We start from the raw sequence: 21648 nt of genomic DNA, 5'->3' as shown, positions 1-21648 counted from the left end.
TCCTTTCCGGGGTCAGGACCGTTTATTGCCGGAACCGCGATCCGGGCGGCGGCGTGGTCTCAGGCGGTCCAGCAAAGCACTGGGCGTTTTCCATCCATTCCCTCGCCAGATCGCCCGAAACGGTCAGATCAGTGTCCACATAGCTGCGCGTCTGCGTCACCGTCTGCGCAAACCCAAGGGCCGAACCGCTGATCTGCCCCACCGACGCGTCGCCAAATTGCCAGACCTCGCCCGAGGGCGCAGTCAGTTCGACGGCAGGCATCGCAGGCGGAACCTCTTTCCCGCGCAGTTGGAACGAAAACCCGAATGTGTTGACGCCCAGAATGACGATGTTCTTGATCCGGTCGCTCTCGGTGCGTTCCGCGCCGAAAAGGTCAAAGACCTCGTGCCCATGGGCCCAGGTCTCCATCTGGCGCGCGCTGATGGACGACCGCGCCGACATCGACGGTCCCACCCAGGGCAGGCGCGTTTTGGGATCCACACCCTGCCAACGGGTGGCCATATCGCGGAAGTAATCCCGCCAGAGGGTCAGCAGCGCCTCGCCCCGTTCCGAGATGGCGGCGTTTTCCATGGCCCGAAACCCCAGCGTCTGGATTTTGGGCAGGCTTTCACCCAGCATCGCATTGAACGCATCCGCCGAGGTCAGCGACAGATCGGCGGCCCGGTTCCAGAAATGCAGATGCACCAACACATCATTCACCGTCCACCCCTTGAACTGGGTGGGCGCATCCCAACGTCCGTTGCACTGCGCCTCGATTACGGCAGCCAATGCTTCGCTTTCCTCCAGAAAGGCAGTGACCTGTTCCATTATGTCTCCAACAGAGTATTGAGCCGGTCGACGGCGTCCAGAAAATCGGCTTTGAAATCCTGAACGACCTGCCCGGCCGAGGTTGTTTCATTCATCAATCCAACCGCCTGTCCGACCCAATAGGTCGCCAGTTCGGTCGCACCTTCATGCCCGGCTGAGGCCAGTTTTTCGGTCAGATGCAATGCCGGCTCGCTGACGATGGTCTGGAACGGCATCGGCAGAGGGGGCACATCGCTGTCCTCCCACGCATCTGTCCAGGCCGATTTCAACTGTCGGGACATCTTACCGGTACGCGACTTGCTGCGCACAGTGTCCGAGGACGTGGCCGCCAGCATCTTGTCCTTGATCGGCTGCGCCGGTTCCCCTTCGGCAGTTGTCAGCCAAACCGAACCGCACCACGCGCCCGCAGCCCCCATTGCCATCGCCCCCGCCATCTGCCGACCGGTGGCAATACCGCCCGCCGCCAGAACCGGCCTGCCCTGCGCGACCGAGACGATCTCGGGCGTCAGCACCATGGTTGAAACCTCACCGCAATGACCACCCGCTTCGCCGCCCGCAGCCACAAGAATATCCACCCCGGCGGCGATCTGCCGTTCGGCGTGTTTCTTTGCCCCGACCAGAGCGGCCACCGGAACGCCCCGCTCATGCGCCATGTCGATCATGATCTTCGGCGGCTCACCCAAAGCGTTTGCGATCAGCTTGATCGGGAACGAGAACGCAACCTCAAGCATAGCCTGCGCGCCTTCTGCATCCATGTTGCGGGCGAAATCCAGGAACCTGATCCGATCCTCGTCAATCCCGGACGTGTCGATGCCATGGCTTTGCAGGACCTGTTCGGCCAGATGTTTCTGCTCGGCGGGCAACGCGGCCAACAACTGGTCGGGGTCAAGCGCGGCACCAGAGGCCGCAAGGTTGTTCGGCACGATCAGGTCCACGCCATAAGGTTTGCCATCGACGTTGGCGTCAATCCATTCCAGTTCCTGCCGCAACTGCTCGGGCGTGTACATCACCGCGCCGAACACACCCATCCCACCGGCCCGCGACACCGCAGCGACCACATCCCGGCAGTGGCTGAAAGCAAACAGCGGAAACTCCAGCCCCATATTCTTGCACAGATCGGAATTCACGGCGTGTCTTCCTCCAACGCGATCATCAGCGCGCCAGCGGTCAGCTGCGCACCGGCCTGGGTGACAACCTCGCGGACCTGTCCGTCGCGCGTGGCCGTGATCTGGTGCTGCATTTTCATCGCTTCGAGAACGGCCAGCGTCTGGCCCTTTTCGATCTCATCACCCGGCGCGACGTTGATCGAGACCACAACCCCCGGCATCGGAGCCACGATCCGGCTGCCGCCCGCATCGTCGCCTGACGCGGCCAACGGATCGAAAATCGTGAAGGTAAGGTCAACTGTGTCGCGGCGCAGACCGAATTGGCCGTTGCCCCAGCGGGTGAAGCTGACGGTAACGCGCCGCCCGTCCAGCGCCAGGGTTGCGCTGGTGTCGCCCATGCTCTGAACCGTCACGACAAAGCTGTCATCGCCGCAACGGACGTCGAAATGATCGCCAACCGGTGAGACCGAGACCTTGGCCTCGGCCTCGCCGTGGATCAGTGTGACCATGTTCGGCAGCGGCGCAACGCTGTGCCAGTCCAGCAGTTCTTCGCTGACGACGGTGGATCGCGCAAACAGGCGGTCGCGGTCCTGACAATGGATCAGAACGGCGGTCAACGCGAAATCGGCGGGCCGGGCCTGAACCGGGTCGACGCCATCGGGATAGGTCTCGGCGATAAAGGCCGTGGTGGCCGACCCGTCGGCAAAACCAGGCTGGTTCAGGGCGTCGATCAGAAAGCCGCGATTGGTGGTCAGACCCAACAGCGCGGTTTCCTTCAGCCCGGCGACCAGACGGCGGCGCGCCACGTCGCGGCTGGGGCCGATGCCGATCACCTTTGCCAGCATCGAATCGTAAAAGGGCGAGACCTCACTCCCCGTTTCGATGCCGGTATCGGTGCGCATCCCTTCGCCGTCGGGTGTTTGCCACAGGGCAATCGGGCCAGTCGCGGGCGCGAAATCCGCGCCGGGGTCTTCGGCATAGAGACGCGCCTCGATGGCGTTCCCGTCAAGCCGCACATCCGCTTGCGTCAACGGCAGGGGCAGGCCCTGCGCCACGATGATCTGCAACTCGACCAGATCGAGGCCGGTGATGGCCTCGGTCACCGGGTGTTCGACCTGCAACCGGGTGTTCATTTCCAGGAAATAGAACGCACCCGAGGCATCCAGTAGGAATTCCACCGTACCCGCGCCGCGATAGTCCACCGCTCGGGCGGCGGCGATTGCCGCGTCGGTCATCTCCTTGCGCAGCTTGGGCGTCATCACCGGGCATGGCGCTTCTTCCAGAACCTTCTGGTGACGGCGCTGGACCGAGCAATCGCGTTCGCCCAGATGCAGGGTTGTGCCGTGATCGTCGGCAAAGACCTGAACCTCGACATGGCGCGGTGCAATGACGGCTTTTTCCAGTATCAATTCGCCGGACCCAAAGGCGTTTTCCGCCTCGGAGCGGGCCAGTTGCAATCCTGCGGCCAGATCGTCGGCACCATGCACGATGCGCATCCCGCGCCCGCCGCCACCGGCAGCGGCCTTGATCATCAGCGGGAATCCGATTTTGGCGGCGGCCTCGGTCAACGCGGTGTCGGATTGATCCTCGCCTTCATAACCGGGCACGCAGGGAACCCCGGCTGCTATCATCAACCGTTTCGCGGCCGCCTTGTTGCCCATCGCACCAATTGCTGCGGCAGGCGCGCCGATAAAGGCCAACCCCGCAGCACCCACGGCGGCGGCAAACGCCTCATTCTCGGACAAAAAGCCATAGCCCGGGTGGATCGCCTGTGCGCCCACCTGTTGGGCTGCGGCAATGATGGCATCGCCGCGCAGATAGCTGTCCGCCGGGGCCGAGCCACCGATATGAACCGCATCATCCGCCAGTTTCACATGGCGCGCGTTGCGGTCCGCGTCCGAGTAAACCGCGACCGTCCGCAGGCCCAGCCGCCGAGCGGTGTCGATGACGCGGCAGGCGATCTCACCCCGGTTGGCAATCAGAATTGTGTCAAACATCTTCGGCCTCGGCCCATTTCGGATTTCGTTTCTGCATAAAGCTGGTGACGCCTTCGATCCCTTCGGGCGACAGCAGGCACCCGGCGAAGTCGTCGGCGGCGCGGGCAATCTGGTCCTGTCGTGGCAGGCTTTCCATGTCGCGCAACAGCGCTTTGGTCACCGCCAGAGCATTGGGGGATACACGGGTGATCTGCGCCCGAATGTCGGTCAAGGCCGCATCGATCCCGTCTGCGCCGCTGACCAACTGATCGACCAACCCAACCTCAACGGCTTGCTGGCTGGTCAGAGTGGCAGCAGACAGCATCAAACGGCGTGTCTGACGCCGCCCCAGCCGCCGCTGCACCATGGGTGCGATCTGCGCGGCGACGATGCCGATCCGGGTCTCGGTCAGGGCGAATTTGGCGTTTTCCTCGGCGATCACCAAATCACCGCTGCAGACCATGCCAAAACCTCCGGCCATGGCGGCCCCTTCGACCACGATGACCACGAATTGCGGCAACTGATCGATGGCATCGAACACCTGAGCCCCACGGATCGACGCCGCGACGACCTCATCGCGCGCATCGGCTCCTTGGAAAGCGGATTGAAACGCCCGCAGGTCCCCCCCGGCGCAGAACACCCCGCCCCGACCGCGCAGGACCACGCCGCGAATGTCACGGCGTTCCAGCAAATTGGCGCAGAGGGCCAGCAACTCATCGATCCGCTCGAACGTCAGCGGGTTGCGACGGGCCGGTTCGTTGAACCAGACCGTCAGCCACCCGCCCTGCTGTTCAAGGTCCAGATGCTTATAGGCAGCGCCGTCCATCACATCCGCCCCACGCCAAATGCGTTGGGTTTGAGACGGCGATTGCGGCCTTCCTCGACCGTTTCCAGACACATGGCCAGAACCTTGCGGCTGTCGCGCGGATCGATGATGCCATGGTCCAGAACACGCCCCGAGGTGACGAAGCTGTCGGATTGTTCGTCAAATATATGGCGGATGATCTTGCCTTGCTGCTCCAACGCCTCTTTCGGCACGTCTATGCCCTTGCGCTTGGCGGTCATGGCCTGCACGATACCCATGGTCTTGGCAGCCTGTTCGCCCCCCATCACACCGGATTTCGAATTCGGCCAGGCAAACAGAAAATCGGGCGCAAAGCCACATCCGGCCATGCCGTAATTCCCGGCCCCGAAGCTGGACCCGATATACATAGTGATCTTGGGCACCCGCATGTTGGTGACTGCCTGAATCATCTTGGAGCCGTGCTTGATCATGCCCGCTTGTTCATAGGCGGTGCCGACCATGTAACCTGTGGTGTTGTTCAGGAAGATGACCGGGATGTCCGCCTGATCGCAAAGCTGGAAGAACTGCGTGGCCTTGTTTGCCCCTTGCGTATCAATCGGACCATTATTGCCAATGATGCCGCAGGCAAACCCGTGGATCGAGGCGCGCATACAGACGGTGGCCGGGCCGAAATCCGGTTTGAAATCCTCAAACTCAGACCCGTCGACCAGACGCGCCACCACCTCGCGCACGTCATAGGGTACCTTGGGGTCGGCAGGCACAATCCCGGCCAGTTCCGCCGGGTCATAGACCGGAGGTTCAAACGCGTGGCGCGGCGGCATGGACTGGCCCTTGTTCCAGTCAAGCTTGCCGACCACATCGCGTGCCATGGCAATCGCCTGCACATCATCCTCGGCCAGATACTCGACCAGTCCGCTGACCGAGGCGTGCATCTCGGCCGAGCCAAGCTCTTTCTCATCCGCCTCCTCCCCGGTGGCCGCATAGACCAGAGCGGCCCCGGCCAGCGCCGCCATGCCGTTCTTTTTCACCCCGATCACATAATCCGACAAGCCGGGCATATAGGCCCCGCCCGCGGTCGAGGCCCCGTGCAGAACTGCGATTGTGGGAATGCCTGCCGCGCTCATCCGGGCCAGATTGGCAAAGGCTGTGCCGCCCTGCGCCCACATCTCGACCTTGTAATTGGTCAGGTCGGCCCCCGCGCTTTCGACCAGATGAACAAAGGGCAGCTTGTGCCGCAATGCCAACCGCTGCACGCTTAGCCCGGCCTCAAGCCCCTTGACGCCCATCGCACCAGCTTTGATGCCGCTGTCATCCACCCAGATGATGCAGCGCACGCCGTTCACAAATCCGATCCCCGCGATCAGCGAAGACCCCGGCACCGATTTCTCTTCTTTCGAACTATCGATCAGATACCCAGCAATGGTGTGCAGCGCCAGAAACGGCATGCCGGGGTCAAGCAGCCGGGCCAGACGCTCGCGCGGTAAAATCTGCCCGCGCTTTTCGAACCGCTCGCGTTTCTGTTCCGACAGCTTCACGGGCCGCGCCTCAAGCTCGCGCAGTTTTTCGACCAGAGACAGCATCGCCGCCTGATTTTCGTGAAAAGTTTCGCTGCTGGTCTGAATTGATGATTGATATGGCACGGTGGCTCTCATATAAAACAGGACGTCCTGTTTTTTTTCACAAGTCCAGAGCAGCCTGTCAACATGAAAACCAACACGACTTCGTCTGACGCAACTGGCACATCGCCCCGTCGCCAGCAGGATCGCGCCGTTGCGACACGGCGCGCGGTGCTGGATTCCGTGATCGAATGCCTTGACCAACTTGGCTATGCCGAGACCAGTTTCAGCGCGATCCAAAGCCGGTCAGGCCTGTCGCGCGGATCGGTGAACTATCACTTTCCAACCCGCCACGACATGATCGTGGCCGCTGCGGAACTGATGTTGGACAACGCTCGCGCCGGGGCAATCAGCTATTTCGGACGCGCGCATGGTCAGGACAGCGCCGGGGACTATGGGCAGATCGCGCAATTGCTGTGGTCAAGGGTTGTGAACACCTCGGCCGGGCGCGCCTTTGTCGAGCTGATGGTGGCTGCGCGCACCGACCCCAATCTGGAATTCGCGCTTAACGATATGCTGGCGCAGTGGGACGCGGACTTAAACCAGAAACTGCGCGCCACCTATCCCGATGATCCGGAATTGATGGTGATGGTCTGGGATCTTTGCCGCACCTATTTGCGCGGGCTGTTGATTCAGGCGCGTTTTGCGCCGGACCCGATGGCCCTACAATCCAAAATCGACCAGTTCTCAAAAATCGTCTGGCAATTCGTTCAGTCCAGAAAAAGCACCTGATCACAGTTCCGGGGAAAGAGCATCATGTACGACAATACGCGACCCGACCGTCATTTCAGCGCAGAACATCAGGCCTTCCGCAGCAGCCTGCGCGCCTTTGTCGAGGCCGAGATCATGCCCAATATCGACACATGGGAAGACGCCGGTCGCCTTCCCCGCGAGCTGTACAAGAAAGCTGCCGAGGTTGGATTTCAGGGCGTCGCCTTCCCCGAAGATCTGGGGGGCGCAAACGGTGATCTGTTCATGCAAGTGGTCGGCACCGAAGAGATCGCGCGCTGTGGTGCGGGGGGCGTTGCAGCCTCGCTGGGGTCTTTTTCGATTGCGCTGCCTCCGATCGCGCAAAGCGGCAACGCGGCACTGCTTGAAAAGTTTGTGAAACCGGTGATCGCAGGCGACCGCATCGCGGCGCTGGCCATAACCGAGCCCGGCGGAGGATCGGACGTGGCCGCCCTGCGCACCACGGCGATCCGGGATGGTGACCATTACATCGTGAACGGGGAAAAGACCTTTATCACCTCGGGCATGCAGGCCGATCAACTGACCGTGGCTGTGCGCACAGATCCTGACGATCAAAGCATGACCGGCATCTCGTTTCTGGTTGTCGAAGGCGACACGCCGGGGCTGACCCGGACAGAACTGAAAAAGATGGGCTGGTGGGCGTCGGACACCGCGCATCTGCATTTCGACAACTGCCGCGTTCCGGCTGAAAATCTGGTGGGTATGGAAGGCGAAGGCTTTCTGGCGGCCATGCTAAACTTCAACAATGAAAGACTGGCCCTGGCGGTGCATGCCTACACAATGGCGCAGGTCTGCTACGACGAGGCCCTGGCCTGGGCCAGACAACGCACCGCCTTCGGCAAACCACTGACAGCGCGTCAGGCCATTCAGCACAAGCTGATCGACATGGCGGCCCGGATCGATGCGGCCCGAACCCTGACCTATGACATCATCTGGCGCTACATGCAGGGCGCTGACCCCTTGAACGTCCACGTCGCCCGCACCTCGATGGCCAAGGTAACAGCAACTGACGCGCTGAAATTTTGCGCCGATGAGGCGGTGCAGATTCTGGGCGGTGCGGGATATATGCGGGGGACGGCCTCGGAACGGATTTACCGCGAAGTGAAGGTGATGACCATCGGCGGCGGCACGGATGAGGTGCTGCGCAATCTGGCAGCGTCACAACTGGGGATTTGACGGGGCATTCATCCTCAAAGTTTCATCTGTCACCTGAAGCACATCGGCCTGCCTACAGATCAATTCAAACCGCTTTGCGTGCTGGAATTTTACCGGTCCGCATACGACCCCGGTCTGACGACCGGGGTCAAAGACAGATCAATGGCCGGTCAGGACCAGAGTGTTCACCGGCATCAGGATCAGTCGCAGACGCAATCCCGCAGCATGAACCACGCCGATGGTGTCGACGACATGCAGGAAGGCCCCTTCCCAAAACCCAAGGTCTTCATGCTCTAGCCGTTCGTGGTTGTCGGTGTAGACATTTGCCAGACAGTTACTGCCCGGCGGAATGTCGTCGGTCATGCCTTTATACAGTGGCTCCATATACACCAGAATAGAACCGGGGTTGTTGTTGGTCTGCACGTCCCGCAACTCATCCGACGGGCGGATCTGGCCCGAGGGGATCACGTCCTGCACTTCGACCACGACCATCGGGATCACGGTAAAGGGTTTGGTCATGCAACCCAGCTCTCCGATCATGCCGGGTTTGATGACTTGTGCAGAAAGCTGGTTGAATGCAGCCTGAAACCTGTCATGCCCGAAATGCGACGGCACCAGAATACCGGCAGGTCGCAAAAGCGGGCTGACGTAATCCCCCACTTGCAGCCCGAATTGTTCGACCCGACCGGTTACTCCGGCGTTGATCACGGTCTTGTCCAACTCGGTCAGCGCGGCGTCCAGTTGGGCGTTGGCGCTGGCTAGCTGGGCCGGGATCAACTCTTCGATCTGCTGAACCACCGCCGCACGCCGGGATTCCGCAGCCGTGACCTGCGCCTCGCGCTCCTCTACCAGGTTCTCCAACCGCTCGATCTCGGTCAGACGAACGGCGCTCGATCCTTCATCCCGCAGCGTGGTATTGCGTTCCAGATCCTCAAGCGATTGATCCAGCGCGGCGCGGGCACCGGCGATCCCGGCGTCGGCTTCGGCCAGATCGGTTTCGGCCACTTTCAGCGAGGCCTGCACCTGAGCAACCTGCGCATGCGCGGCCTGAACCTGCGCCTGCTGAGTGAAATCCTCGATCCGGAAAATCGGCTGGCCCGCCTGCACCAATTCGTTGTTGCGAACGTAGACCTCGGACACGCGCCCACCCAGTTGCGGCAGGATGGTGACCGTCCGGAAATAGGACGCAGCGGTTGTGCTGGCCGGGTGGAAATAGAACAGCGTGGTGATTACCGTCAGGGCCAGAATGGCACAGGTGGTCAGCCCCCAGCGCAATTCATACCACATGGTAAACAACGTAATCTCATGCCCGATCCGCTTACCTTGGACAAAGCGGCGGAACAGATAGTCGGGCAGCACCGTAATCAGGGCGCAGATCATCGTCTCGATCATGACTTAATGCTCCTGCGCTTCGGTTTTGTCCGCACTCGGCGCGGCTGGGGGCGGCGCTTCGGGTAGCGTCTCTGGCACAGGTGACCGACCCAAAGATCGAATAGCGTCGGCAATGTTCTTCATCGGTGTCGCAAAATCCGGGAACTGGAACCCGGCAACCAGAATGGCCGCAATCCAGAAAATTCCGTTATGCGTGAACAGGGCCAACAGCGCCAGAATTCCCACCAACTGGAACTGCGGATGGTTGTTTTCATGCGCCATTTTCTCGGGAACCGAATGAAGTGTCAGGTAGCCAACACCGATCAGCACCACAAGCACCACAAAGAAAACGACCATGGCGGAGAAAAGGTAATCGCTTCCGTCGGCTGCGACGACGTATCTGGGAATATGCCCGGTGGCCATTGGATGAAGCTCTGCTGCGGTCACCTTACCCTCCTGTTTGTTTTGCTACTTCTTTGACCGGGTTGAAGCACAAATTCAAGCTTGCTTATAGTCCACGGACCGACTGTCGAGACGAACAGGGACCTCAGACACCGATATGAAACCTGAAACCCTTTGGGGTACCTGCCTAAATGAAAGCACATGATATGATTGATTTCCTCATCATCGGCGGCGGCATTGCAGGGCTGAGCGCAGGCGCCCGGCTGTCACAGCACGGGTCCGTAACCGTGTTGGAGGCAGAAGATGCAGTTGGGTATCATGCATCCGGTCGATCGGCCGCCCTGTTCGAGCAGAATTACGGCCCACCATCGGTGGTAGAGCTGAACAAAGCCAGCGCCCGGTTTCTGCATACAGAGAACGGAGGCTACCTTACACCCCGTGGACTGATGCTGGTCGCAGCCAAAGATCAGCGTGAAGCCTTCAATGCTGACCTGAGCAGTCTCGACATGAGCAGGGTGTCGGTCGAAGATGCAGTTTCCCGAATACCAATTCTTGATCCCGCAGGTGTTGGCTATGCCGCACTCAGCGAAGCCGCGTTTGACATCGACACGGACCGCCTGATGCAGGATTTCTCGCGCACCATTCGCAGAAATGGCGGGGCCGTGCTGACAAAGCACAAGGTGACAGCCATTCACAAATCGGCGCATTGGCGGGTCGAGGCCGGAGACGTATTCGACGCCCGCTACCTGATCAACGCGGCAGGCGCATGGGCGGATGAGATTGCACAACTGGCCGACGTTCAGCCCATCGGCATCACCCCGCGCCGCCGTTCCATGGCGCGAATCCCGGCCCCAGGAGGGCACGACGTCTCGGGCTGGCCGATGATGCTGGGCACAGACGAAAGCTGGTATGCTAAACCGGATGCGGGCAAGTTGCTGGTATCTCCGGCCGACGCAACACCGGTTACACCGCATGACGCCTATGCGGACGACATGGTACTGGCCGAAGGCTTGGCGCGGTATGAGGCTTTGGTGACCGAACCTGTCACGCGGATTGAAACAAACTGGGCCGGGTTGCGCAGCTTTGCGCCAGATGGGACGTTGGTGTTGGGCCCCGACCCGCTGGAACGGTCGTTTATCTGGTGCGTTGGTCAGGGCGGGTACGGGTTCCAAAGCGCGCCAGCCGCTTCTCAGTTTCTGGCAGATCTTGTTGTCGGAAACACTCCGATATTTGATCAAACCATCATCGACATGCTAACCCCGGACCGATTGAACAGATGAGCAAGCGCATCCCTCCGCCAAATGCCAGCGTCGCCACCCCGGCGGAAAACGGCAAACTGGTCGCGCCCGCCGCCACCCGGAACGCAGGCGTTCTGAGTGACCTTTTGGAAGCGTGGGCCCCCTCCGACGGCTCCGCCCTCGAAATCGCCAGCGGCACGGGCCAGCATGTTTGCGCCTTTGCCGAGCGTTTGCCCAACCTGTTCTGGCAGCCGACAGAGATTGATCCCGAACGCCGCGCCAGCATTGATGCATATGCACTCAATCTCCCCAACATCGCACCGGCTTTGGAACTGAACGCAACGCAAGCGGGTTGGAGCAAGCAATTCGCGCCGAAGGACCTGATCGTGCTGATTAATCTGCTGCACCTGATCAGTTGGGAAGAGGCGGAAACTCTGGTGTCGGAAACCGCAAAAAAGCTCTCACCCGGTGGGCGCTTTATTCTGTACGGCCCGTTCAAACGGGACGGGCTGTTGACCAGTGACGGAGATAAACGGTTTCATGAGGCGCTTGTCCTGCAGGACCCCGAAATTGGTTACAAAAACGATGCCGACATTCGATCAATGCTGTTTGCCAAGGGGATGAAGCGCGTCGAAACCGTTGAAATGCCCGCAAACAATCTGGCCTTCATTGCCACGGCATAAGTCAGCCGGCCTTGTTCAAAAAGCCTGCTGTCGCAGGCTTGCCTCCGGCGGAGGTATTTTTGAACAGAAGAAGTAACGGATCGTTAACTCTGATCGGCGACAGTGTTTTTGCGGTACAGGCGGAGGCGCCGATGACCGTAACAGGAGAAGGCCCCCCTCGCCAAAAGCAGGGGGGCTGAATCTTGTGACCAGCCCCCGCTTCTCTTGTTCAAAAATACCTCCGCCGGAGGCATGGGGCGCCGCAGGCGGCCCATTTATTGCGACCCATTAGCCGTCCTTGCGGATGACCTCGTTTTTCGGGTCATACGGGCTGTCGCAAGTGACAACCGCATCCCACAGTTTGTCCTGCATTTTGACCTGCAGCTTGGTGCCTTCGACCGCCAGTTCGGGTTTCACGTATCCCAAACCGATGGATTTTTCGAACGCCACCGAGTAGCCACCCGAGGTCAGACGTCCCACGCGCTCACCTTCCGGCGTATAGAGCGCCTCGCGGCCCCACGGATCGGCATCGTCCGGCCCGTCGATCAGCAGCGTGCAGCATTTCACGCGCACGCCGGTTTCTTCCAGCTTGGCCTTGCCGTGGAAATCCTTGGACAGATCGACAAAACGCGGCAGGTCGGCCTCGAGCGGGGTCGCGTCGCGGCCCAGTTCAGTGCCGAAAGCGCGATAGGATTTCTCTTGCCGCAGCCAGTTCTGGGCGCGGGCGCCGACCAGTTTCATGCCGTGTTTCTCACCGGCTTTTTCCAGCAGGTCGAACAGGTAGTTCTGCATCTCGATCGGGTGGTGCAGTTCCCAGCCCAACTCACCGGTATAGGCCACGCGGATCGCGTTGACCGGGCACATGCCCAGTTCGATCTGGCGCGCCGACAGCCACGGGAAGCGCTTGTTGGACAACGCAGTGTCCGGGTCGGCGTCCTTGATGATCTCTTTCAGAACGTCACGCGACTTAGGTCCGGCGATGGCAAAGACGCCCCACTGGGTGGTCACGTCCTGGATTTCGATATAGCCGAACTCCTCCATCTTGTCCTCGGCCGCCTTGCGCAGGTAGTCGGCGTCATACTCGGTCCAGGCACCGGCAGAGACGATGTAATAGTTGTTCTCGCCATTGCGGACGATGGTGTATTCGGTGCGGGTGGTGCCATGCGAGGTCAGCGCGTAGGTCAGGTTGATACGACCAACCTTGGGCAGCTTGTTGCAGGTGAACCAGTCAAGGAACGCGGTCGCACCGGGGCCTTTGACGACATGCTTGGTGAAGGCCGAGGCATCGATCAGGCCGACGCCTTCGCGGATCGCCTTGGCTTCTTCGACGGCATATTGCCACCAGCCGCCACGGCGGAACGAGCGGCTTTCCTTGTCGAAATTGTCCGCCGCGTCCAGCGGGCCAAAGTAGTTGGGACGTTCCCAGCCATTGACCCAGCCGAATTGCGCGCCGCGTGCCTTTTGGCGGTCATACGCAGGGACGGTGCGCAGCGGACGGCAAGCCTCACGCTCTTCATCCGGGTGGTGCAGGATGTAGACGTGTTCGTAGCATTCCTCGTTCTTGCGGGCTGCGAATTCGGTGGTCATCCAGTTGGACGAGTACCGCTTGGGGTCCAGCGAGGCCATGTCGATCTCGGCTTCGCCATCGACCATCATCTGCGCCAGGTAATAGCCGGTGCCACCCGCAGCGGTGATACCAAACGAGAAACCTTCGGCCAGCCACATATTGCGCAGGCCCGGAGCCGGACCGACCAGCGGGTTGCCGTCAGGGGTGTAGCAGATCGGGCCGTTGAAATCGTCTTTCAGACCGGATTCGGCGCAGGAGGGGACGCGCTCGGCCATGGCCATGTACTGATCGGCGATCCGGTCCAGATCCAGCGGGAACAGGTCGGCGCGGAAGCTGTCGGGCACGCCATGTTCGAACTGTGCGGGCGCGCCATGTTCGTAGATGCCCAGAATCCAGCCGCCGCGTTCCTCACGCGCGTAGGATTCGTTGTCGGCGTCGCGGACAACGGGATGCTCGGGGTTGCCCGCTTCGCGCCATTTGACCAGTTCGGGGTCCTTGTCCATGACGATGAACGTGTGCTCGACCGGGATCGCGGGCATCTTGATGCCCAGCATCTTGGCGGTGCGCTGCGCGTGGTTGCCTGATGCGGTCACCACATGCTCGGCGGTGATCACCACCTGCTCATCGGACGGGATAAGGTTACCACCTTTTTCGATCATCTTGGTGCAGGTGACTTCCCAATGGGTGCCGTTCCAGTGGAAGGCATCGGCCTGCATCTTGCGTACGATGTCCACGCCGCGCTGGCGCGCGCCCTTGGCCATGGCCTGCGTCACGTCGGCCGGGTTAATATAGCCGTCTTCGGTGTGATAAATCGCGCCTTTCAGATCCGAGGTCTCGATCAGCGGCCAGCGGTCCTTGATCTGTTCGGGCGTCAGCCATTCATAAGCGACATCGCAGGTCTCGGCAGTCGAGGCATAGAGCATGTATTCATCCATACGCTCCTGCGTCTGCGCCATGCGCAGGTTGCCCACCACGGCGAAGCCCGCGTTCAGGCCGGTCTCTTCCTCAAGCGTCTTGTAGAAATCGACCGAGTATTTGTGGATATGGGTCGTCGCGTAGGACATATTGAACAGCGGCAGCAGGCCCGCCGCGTGCCAGGTCGAGCCCGAGGTCAGCTCATCCCGTTCGATCAGCATCACATCGTCCCAGCCCGCTTTGGCCAGATGATAGGCAATCGAGGTGCCGACGGCACCGCCGCCAACAACCAGTGCTTTGACTTGGGTTTTCATAACCGGGCGTCTCCCCTTGAATTCAGTTGCACCCATATGGCGCAAATCCAGGGCGCGGCGCGACATTCATCCGACCGGTGATAAGAAAAAAACGACCCGCAGGCTGAATCAGTGTCCTAAAAAGTCGCAGTGAGACAGCGAATATGGCCCCGCGATACAGCGGGCTATTGGTCCGGAACGATCTTTCCCGGGTTCATGATATTGTCCGGATCCAACGCAGCCTTGATCGTGGCCATGTACCGGGTCGCAGCGCCAAGTTCCTTGACCAGATAAGGGCGCTTTCCCTGACCAATTCCGTGCTCACCCGTGCAGGTTCCATCCATCGAGATTGCCAGATCGTTCAGCCAGCCAACGAACTGATCGGCCCTGGCAACCTCATCTTTGTTGTCCATATCGATCAGGGGTAACGTGTGGAAATTCCCATCGCCCACATGCCCTACAATCGGCGCGATCAGGTCCAGTTCGGCGGCTTTGCCCTGCGCGGCACCAACCGCTTCGGCCAAGCGCGAGATCGGAACGCAGACATCCGTCGATATGCCCTGTGCGCCGGGGCGCAATTGCAGGCAGGCCCAATACATATCATGACGCGCCTGCCAAAGCTTGTTGCGTTCTTCGGTGGTCGAGGTCGCAGCGAAATCGGCACCCCCGAATTCAGCGGCGATCTCACCAAAGGTTGCGGCCTGTTCCGCCGCGCCATTCTCGGACCCGTGGAATTCCAGCAGCAACAGCGGAGTTTCGGGCAACGTCAGGCCAGAATAGGCGTTCGCGGCCCGAACCGACATCTCATCCAGCAGTTCAATCCGCGCGACCGGGATGCCGTATTGGATTGTCATCATCACCGCCTGACACGCGGCATCGATGGTTGGGAAAGAACAGCGGGCCGAGCTGATCGCCTCGGGTATCCCGTGCAACCGCAGCGTCAGTTCCGTAATAATGCCCAGCGTCCCCTCGGCCCCGATCAGCAGCCGGGCCAGATCGTAGCCGGCCGAAGACTTCTTGGCGCGGTTCCCGGTTCGGATCACCTGCCCGTCTGGCATCACGGCCTCAAGGCTCAGCACGTTGTCGCGCATGGTCCCGTATCGCACGGCATTGGTGCCCGAGGCCCGCGTTGCGGCCATTCCACCCAGCGAAGCGTTGGCCCCCGGATCGATGGGAAAGAACAAGCCCTGATCGCGCAGATGGGTGTTCAGGTCCTCTCGGGTGACGCCGGGTTGCACGACACAATCCAGATCGCTGGCATTTACCGCCAGCACCCTGTTCATCTGCATCAGATCAACGCAAACCCCACCGGCTGGCGCATTGACGTGCCCCTCAAGCGAGGTGCCGGTGCCGAAGGCAATCACCGGAACCTTGTGGGCCGCGCAGGTTTTTACGATGTCGGCGACCTCGCTGGTCGTCTGCGGAAAGACGACGGCATCGGGGCTTTGGTTCGCGATCCACGTCGTGGTGTGACCATGCTGTTCCCGGATCGCGGCGCTGGTTTGAAGCCGGTCGCCAAAGCGCTGTTTCAGAATTCCAATCGCCGTTTCAATACCCGCGTCATTGCGGGGCAGCGCGGTTGCCTGCACCATCTTGGTTCTCCCCTGCCCGACAGGGTGCCGGGCCTTTCAGTTCATGACTAAAAGGCCAGGCAACGCGGGACAAGTCCCAAGACCTATTCGCCCAGCGCGATGCCTTCGCGCCGAGGGTCCGCGCCACCGCTCAGCCCGTCGCGAATTTCGATGGCGTGCAGGCCCGAGGTCAGGTCGCGGGGGTTCACCTCGAACCCAAGCTCGGTCAGGGCATCGACATAACCTTCGGCGGTGGTCCCCAGTTCAACGTCATAGGTGCCGAACCGGTTTACCAGATGCGGCAGCGAGACGGCCTGCTGCACATCCATGCCCCAATCCGCCCAGGCGATGATCGACTTGGCCACGTAACCAATGATACGGCTGCCGCCGGGCGATCCAATGGCCAGAACCGGCGCGCCGTCCAGCATCACAATCGTCGGGCTCATCGACGAGCGGGGGCGTTTGCCGGGCTCCAGCCGGTTGGCAATGGGTACTCCGTCCGAATGGGTCTTGAACGAGAAATCCGTCAATTCGTTGTTCAACAGAAACCCGTTGGTCATCAGCCGCGAGCCAAAGCCGTTTTCGATGGTCGTGGTCATCGACAGGACATTGCCATAGCCATCCACAATCGAGATATGCGAGGTCGAGGGCAGTTCCAGCGAGGCATCATCGGCCCAGTTCAACGCGTGGTCGAATTCGGGATTGCCGGGCGTGACCTCGGTCAGCGCGCTTTCGGTGTTCAGCAAGGCAGCGCGTTCCGACAGGTAGTCCGGGTCCACCAGACCATTGGTCGGCATGGGGACATAATCGCTGTCCGCCATGTACCGCCCCCGATCCGCAAAGGCGAGGCGCGAGGCGTCTCCGATCAAACGCCAGGCTTCCATGCTGTCTGGCCCCATGGCGGACAGGTCGAAATTGTCCAGCTTGCCCAGAATCTGCCCCACAGTCAGCGCGCCCGACGAAGGGGGCCCCATACCGCATACATCAAACGACCGGTATGCGGCGCAGACCGGCTCACGCTCGATCACCTGATACAGCGTAAGGTCAATGCCCGACAGAACGCCCGGATTGCCCGGAGCGGTCCGAACGGTGTTTACGATGCCCGCGGCGATATCACCGCCATAAAACCCTACGGCCCCATCGGCAGCCAGTGTCCTCAGCGTCTCTGCATAGTCGGGGTTCACCAATCGCTGCCCTTGTTGCAAGGGTTCGCCGCCGGGCAGGAAATACTCGGCCGTTGCCGGAAAGCGGGAAAGCCGTTCGGCATCATTCTCGACCAGCGTGGCGAGGCGTGGCGACACAAGGAAGCCGTCCTCGGCCAGCCGGATACCATCTGTGAACAGGCCGGGCCATGGTGAGCGGCCCCAGCGGCGGTGCGCCTCTTCCAACAGCGCGGGCGTTCCCGGAGTACCCACCGACAGCCCGCCGACAACCGCGTCGAAGAATTTCAGCGGTTCGCCGTTTTCATCGTGAAACAGCCTCGGCGTCGCCTCCAGTGGGGCCGTTTCGCGCCCGTCCAGCGTGGTCAATTCTCCTGTGGCGGCATCGTACCAAACCAGAAATGCCCCGCCCCCAAGACCCGAGGATTGCGGCTCGACCAGCCCCAGAACGACCTGAACAGCAACCATCGCATCCGCAGCCGAGCCACCTGCGCGCAGCACCCGCGCCCCGGCTTCGACGGCCAGCGGATTGGCGGCGGCGACCATCCAATTGTCGGATTGCACCGGTACGCCTGCGGCCTTCGCCTCAAGCGCGGCAACCACTTCTTCGGTAAGGGCCTGAACCTGACCTTCCGTTGCCCCTTCGGGCGCAACCGCATCTGCGGTTTCCTGCGCAACAGAAGGGGCAGAAAACGTGATCGCAGACAGTATGAGACCTGAAATATAACCGGAACGCATCGTATCCTCCAATTCAACTATTGCTTTCAACAGTGTACGGGCCACCGCAACACCGCAACCATCGGTTGATACAGAACCGAACGACGGCAGAGTTCCGCCACACCGTTCATCACCCAATCTGCGCGGTCCCGATCGTATCGTTGCATGCCCTCAAATTCGGGCAGCCAGCCTTCCCGCCGGATTGTCCAGCATTCATATGTCGGTTTCAATTGGTCGGGTTGGTCAAAACTGCCCAAATGAACCTCGACCTCTTCTCCGGTTTGGGCAAATACCGGCGAACCGCAGATCGGACAGAACGACCGCCCTGCATGGCTGCGGACCTCTCCGCTGATCTCAACCGCGTCCGTGGGAAAGATGGCAGCGGCATAAAACAACGCTCCGTGATGCTTACGACAGTCAAGGCAGTGGCACATCCCAACCCGCGACGGAGGCCCATTTGCCGTTACGCGCACGCTGCCACAGCGGCATCCGGCCCGATAAACCTCCATCACAGTCCTTTCCCAATGCGCTATAGCATAGCGGGCACAACCTGATCCGGCGGGCGGTGGCCATCCTCAAACGTCTTGATGTTGATGATCACCTTCTCGCCCATCTCGATCCGCCCTTCCAACGTGGCCGACCCCATATGCGGCAGAAGCACAACGTTCGGCAATTGCCGCAGGCGCGGGTTCACATTGGTGCCGTGTTCATAAACATCCAGCCCGGCCCCGGCGATCTCACCCGCGCGGATCAGGCGGGTCAGGGCGTTCTCGTCCACCACCTCACCCCGCGACGTGTTCACAAGCACTGCCGAGGGCTTCATCAGCTTCAACCGTCGCGCATTCATCAGGTGAAAGGTCGATGGCGTTGACGGACAATTGACCGAGATCACATCCATGCGCGCCACCATCTGATCCAGGCTTTCCCAATAGGTCGCCTCAAGCTCTTCCTCGGTCTCGGGGCGCAGGCGGCGGCGATTGTGATAATGCACCTGCATGCCAAAGGCGCTGGCACGGCGGGCAACGGCCTGCCCAATCCGGCCCATGCCCAGAATGCCCAGACGTCGACCACCGATCCGGCCACCCAGCAATGCTGTGGGTGCCCACCCGGCCCAATCGCCCTGCTGCATCACGGCCAACCCTTCGGGAATGCGGCGCGTAACCGCCAGAATAAGGCCCATGGTCATGTCGGCCGTATCGTCGGTCAGCACACCCGGCGTGTTCGACACCAGAATGCCGCGCTGCCGGGCTGTGGCCACGTCGATATTATCGACACCCGCGCCATAGTTTGCGATCAGACGCAGGTTCTCACCCGCCTGCCCCAACAATCCACCGTCAATTGTGTCGGTCACTGTGGGTACCAGCACATCGGCCTCTTGCACCGCCGCGACCAGTTCTTCGCGTGTCATGGGCGCGTCATCCTCGCGCAGGCGAACATCGAACAACTCGCTCAACCGCGTTTCCACTGCCTCGGGCAACCGTCGCGTTACAACAACACTCAGACGTTCTCTTGGCACCTCAGCCCTCCCATCGCTTTGCAAACGCGCGCGCTCCATGGCATCGTGGCGCAGGATAAGGCGGGGCACAAGAACCCCTAAGGCATTGAGTCGACCTTTTTTCGAAAGCAGATCAACAGGCACAAGAGCAGACAGTCAGTGAGTGGTCTTCTACCGGTGAAACGCCGCTGTTTGGCGATCCTTACCGTGGTTCTTATGGCGTTCGGCCCAATCGCCGCCGCGACGCAAGAGGCGCGCGGCCCTGTCACGAATCTGCCCCTGCCCCGCTATGTCTCGATGAAAGCGGCCGAGGGGAATGTGCGGCGCGGCCCGTCCCTGACCCATCGAATCGACTGGGTGTTCAAACGTCGGGGCATGCCGCTGCAGATCACGGCAGAGTATGGCAACTGGCGCAAGGTACAGGACCGTGACGGAGCAGGCGGCTGGGTCCATTACGCGTTGCTGTCAGGTGTTCGGACCGTTCTGATCGAATCCGATATGTTGCCCGTCTACGCCCGCCCTGACCCAAATTCTCAGATCAATGCGCATTTCGAAACCGGAGTCGTCGCCCGCCTTGGCACCTGCTCATTGGATTGGTGCCGTATATCCGCAGGCGGCTATCGCGGCTGGACCTTGAAATCCAACCTCTGGGGCGTCGAACCCTCCGAAATCCGCGAGTAAGAGCCACCGCCTTGTGCTGGCTGCACCGCGCAATCGTTCGGGCGCGACCGAGGTTCGAATCTCTGGCAATGCCCCGCGACGCAGCTAAATTGACCTGACAGGGCCGAGGGGACACCATGAAAGCCATCACATATTCAGCATTCGGCGATGCGTCAGACGTTCTGAAACTGCAAGACCTTCCCGACGTGCCTCCGGCCCCAGGTGACGTGACCGTTGATCTGGCCTTTTCCGGTGTGAACCCCTCGGACGTCAAAGCGCGTGCCGGATCCAGACCCGGGGTCACGAAACCTGCGTTCCCGGTTATCGTCCCCCACAGCGACGGGTCCGGTGTAATCTCTGCCGTTGGAGAAGGCGTTCCAAAATCGCGGCTGGGTCAGCGCGTCTGGATATGGAATGGCCAGTGGAATCGCGCCTTGGGAACAGCGGCCACCCAAATCACACTGCCCTCGGATCAGGCGGTTGCCCTCCCGGACGCCGTCTCCCTGGAAACCGGGGCAGTTCTTGGCATTCCGGGCCTGACGGCCAGCCACGCTGTCTTTTCAGGCGGTGAAATTGAACGCCAAACCATTTTGATCCACGGCGGAGCAGGCACGGTCGGCTATCTGGCCGTCCAAATGGCGAAATGGGCAGGCGCCCGTGTCATTAGCACTGCACACCCTCGCAACTATGAGCGCGTGCGACAGGCCGGATCGGAAACGGTACTGGACTACAGCGATCCCGATCTGGCCCAGCAAATCCTTGCCGCCAATGATGGCGTTCCGATCAACCGAATCGTCGATGTTGAATTTGGCCGGAATGTTGAAACAAATACTGCCGTGATCGCCGAGAATGGACGTATCAACGCGTTCGGCTCTGCGCAGGAGATGTCCCCCACCCTGCCCTTTTACCCCCTGATGTTCAAAGCTGTGACGCTTGAGCTTATCCTGATCTACCTTCTGCCGCCTGCACCGCGATCTGCGGCGATCAATCGGCTGCATGCAGCATTGGAAGATGGCAGCTTGATTTGCCCGGTTGAAACGATCCTGCCGCTACAGGATTGCGCATCCGCCCATGACCTTGTCCAAACCGGCAATCGCAACGGCGCAGTGCTGTTGAAAACCACCTGACGACCGGCCAAAAATATTTTTCCAAGGCAGTCGCATTTTTTACCCAAAAGCCCTTGAACCCCGCCAACAACAATCGTAGATAGCCGCTCACCGTTGGGGTGTAGCCAAGTGGTAAGGCAGCGGTTTTTGGTACCGTGTATCGTAGGTTCGAATCCTACCACCCCAGCCATGATTTTCCATTAAATCACACACTGAATAATTGGTTGCCGATTGTGGCTAATTTTCAGGGACTTAGTTTTTGACGATTCGAGCTG

At 60.7% G+C, this 21648-nt stretch carries 18 protein-coding genes and 1 tRNA gene; 7 read left to right on the top strand and 12 right to left on the bottom strand.

The annotated features are described in order from the left end of the window. Positions 1–22: 22 nt before the first annotated feature. The 5 genes from ACR0KJ_RS00095 to ACR0KJ_RS00075 are packed head-to-tail and all read right to left on the bottom strand — an operon-like array spanning position 23 to position 6335. Complete coding sequence (locus ACR0KJ_RS00095; protein ID WP_170452253.1) at positions 23–808, bottom strand: TIGR03084 family metal-binding protein; 786 nt, start codon at positions 806–808, stop codon at positions 23–25. Next, the gene (locus tag ACR0KJ_RS00090; protein ID WP_480625683.1) at positions 808–1935 is read right to left on the bottom strand and encodes an NAD(P)H-dependent flavin oxidoreductase; all 1128 of its coding nucleotides are present in this window, start codon (positions 1933–1935) and stop codon (positions 808–810) included. The genes ACR0KJ_RS00095 and ACR0KJ_RS00090 overlap by 1 nt, the downstream gene beginning before the upstream one ends. Beyond that, positions 1932–3911 carry an acetyl/propionyl/methylcrotonyl-CoA carboxylase subunit alpha gene (locus tag ACR0KJ_RS00085; protein ID WP_480625682.1) on the bottom strand — a complete coding sequence of 660 codons (1980 nt, stop codon included), beginning with the start codon at positions 3909–3911 and terminating at the stop codon, positions 1932–1934. The genes ACR0KJ_RS00090 and ACR0KJ_RS00085 overlap by 4 nt, the downstream gene beginning before the upstream one ends. Next, a complete protein-coding gene (locus ACR0KJ_RS00080; RefSeq protein WP_480625681.1) occupies positions 3904–4716 on the bottom strand; it encodes an enoyl-CoA hydratase/isomerase family protein in 813 nt (270 codons plus the stop codon). The genes ACR0KJ_RS00085 and ACR0KJ_RS00080 overlap by 8 nt, the downstream gene beginning before the upstream one ends. Further along, complete coding sequence (locus ACR0KJ_RS00075) at positions 4716–6335, bottom strand: acyl-CoA carboxylase subunit beta (protein ID WP_480625680.1); 1620 nt, start codon at positions 6333–6335, stop codon at positions 4716–4718. Before ACR0KJ_RS00075 ends, ACR0KJ_RS00080 begins: the two co-directional genes overlap by 1 nt. Positions 6336–6398: 63 nt before the next feature. Here ACR0KJ_RS00075 and ACR0KJ_RS00070 point away from each other — a divergent pair, with 63 nt between their 5' ends. Further along, positions 6399–7043: a TetR/AcrR family transcriptional regulator gene (locus ACR0KJ_RS00070; protein ID WP_480625679.1), complete on the top strand. Its 645-nt coding sequence runs from the start codon at positions 6399–6401 to the stop codon at positions 7041–7043. Positions 7044–7067: 24 nt separating this feature from the next. Continuing rightward, positions 7068–8237 carry an acyl-CoA dehydrogenase family protein gene (locus ACR0KJ_RS00065; RefSeq protein WP_480625678.1) on the top strand — a complete coding sequence of 390 codons (1170 nt, stop codon included), beginning with the start codon at positions 7068–7070 and terminating at the stop codon, positions 8235–8237. A gap of 138 nt (positions 8238–8375) precedes the next feature. Here the strand turns inward: ACR0KJ_RS00065 and ACR0KJ_RS00060 are convergent, their stop codons facing one another. Both ACR0KJ_RS00060 and ACR0KJ_RS00055 read right to left on the bottom strand, forming a co-directional pair. Further along, positions 8376–9608: an HlyD family secretion protein gene (locus tag ACR0KJ_RS00060; protein WP_480582385.1), complete on the bottom strand. Its 1233-nt coding sequence runs from the start codon at positions 9606–9608 to the stop codon at positions 8376–8378. A 3-nt stretch (positions 9609–9611) separates the two neighbouring features. After that, the gene (locus tag ACR0KJ_RS00055; RefSeq protein WP_170453124.1) at positions 9612–10010 is read right to left on the bottom strand and encodes a hypothetical protein; all 399 of its coding nucleotides are present in this window, start codon (positions 10008–10010) and stop codon (positions 9612–9614) included. A 185-nt stretch (positions 10011–10195) separates the two neighbouring features. Between ACR0KJ_RS00055 and ACR0KJ_RS00050 the strand changes: the two genes are divergently transcribed. Further along, positions 10196–11269 (top strand): NAD(P)/FAD-dependent oxidoreductase, encoded by a 1074-nt coding sequence (locus ACR0KJ_RS00050; protein ID WP_480625677.1) that lies wholly within the window; start codon positions 10196–10198, stop codon positions 11267–11269. Further along, entirely contained in the window at positions 11266–11910 is a 645-nt protein-coding gene (locus tag ACR0KJ_RS00045) for a DUF938 domain-containing protein (RefSeq protein ID WP_170452270.1), read from the top strand. Before ACR0KJ_RS00050 ends, ACR0KJ_RS00045 begins: the two co-directional genes overlap by 4 nt. A 267-nt stretch (positions 11911–12177) precedes the next feature. Here ACR0KJ_RS00045 and ACR0KJ_RS00040 read toward each other — a convergent pair whose 3' ends face one another. The 5 genes from ACR0KJ_RS00040 to ACR0KJ_RS00020 all read right to left on the bottom strand — a co-directional run bounded on the left by ACR0KJ_RS00040 (position 12178) and on the right by ACR0KJ_RS00020 (position 19628). Continuing rightward, positions 12178–14685 carry a GcvT family protein gene (locus ACR0KJ_RS00040; RefSeq protein WP_480625676.1) on the bottom strand — a complete coding sequence of 836 codons (2508 nt, stop codon included), beginning with the start codon at positions 14683–14685 and terminating at the stop codon, positions 12178–12180. A 164-nt stretch (positions 14686–14849) separates the two neighbouring features. Beyond that, positions 14850–16256, bottom strand: coding sequence for an FAD-binding oxidoreductase (locus ACR0KJ_RS00035; protein WP_480625675.1), 1407 nt, complete (start codon positions 16254–16256; stop codon positions 14850–14852). A gap of 83 nt (positions 16257–16339) precedes the next feature. Beyond that, the gene (ggt, locus tag ACR0KJ_RS00030) at positions 16340–18133 is read right to left on the bottom strand and encodes a gamma-glutamyltransferase (protein WP_480625674.1); all 1794 of its coding nucleotides are present in this window, start codon (positions 18131–18133) and stop codon (positions 16340–16342) included. A gap of 26 nt (positions 18134–18159) precedes the next feature. Continuing rightward, positions 18160–18621 (bottom strand): GFA family protein, encoded by a 462-nt coding sequence (locus ACR0KJ_RS00025; protein WP_480626260.1) that lies wholly within the window; start codon positions 18619–18621, stop codon positions 18160–18162. Positions 18622–18641: 20 nt separating this feature from the next. Then, entirely contained in the window at positions 18642–19628 is a 987-nt protein-coding gene (locus ACR0KJ_RS00020) for a 2-hydroxyacid dehydrogenase (protein WP_170453125.1), read from the bottom strand. 195 nt (positions 19629–19823) lie between these two features. On the opposite strand from ACR0KJ_RS00020, the gene ACR0KJ_RS00015 reads away from it, so the two are divergent. The 3 genes from ACR0KJ_RS00015 (at position 19824) to ACR0KJ_RS00005 (ending at position 21563) form a co-directional block, all read left to right on the top strand. Continuing rightward, a complete protein-coding gene (locus ACR0KJ_RS00015) occupies positions 19824–20288 on the top strand; it encodes an SH3 domain-containing protein (protein WP_170453126.1) in 465 nt (154 codons plus the stop codon). A gap of 116 nt (positions 20289–20404) precedes the next feature. Further along, positions 20405–21394, top strand: a complete 990-nt coding sequence (locus ACR0KJ_RS00010) for an NADPH:quinone reductase (RefSeq protein ID WP_170452279.1) — start codon at positions 20405–20407, stop codon at positions 21392–21394. A gap of 94 nt (positions 21395–21488) precedes the next feature. Further along, a tRNA-Gln gene (locus tag ACR0KJ_RS00005) sits at positions 21489–21563 on the top strand. The last annotated feature ends 85 nt before the right edge of the window (positions 21564–21648 follow it).

Source organism: Ruegeria sp. AD6, from assembly GCF_056542325.1.
The sequence above is the reverse complement of the archived record's forward strand: the minus strand, read 5'-3'. Positions and strand labels throughout refer to the sequence as shown.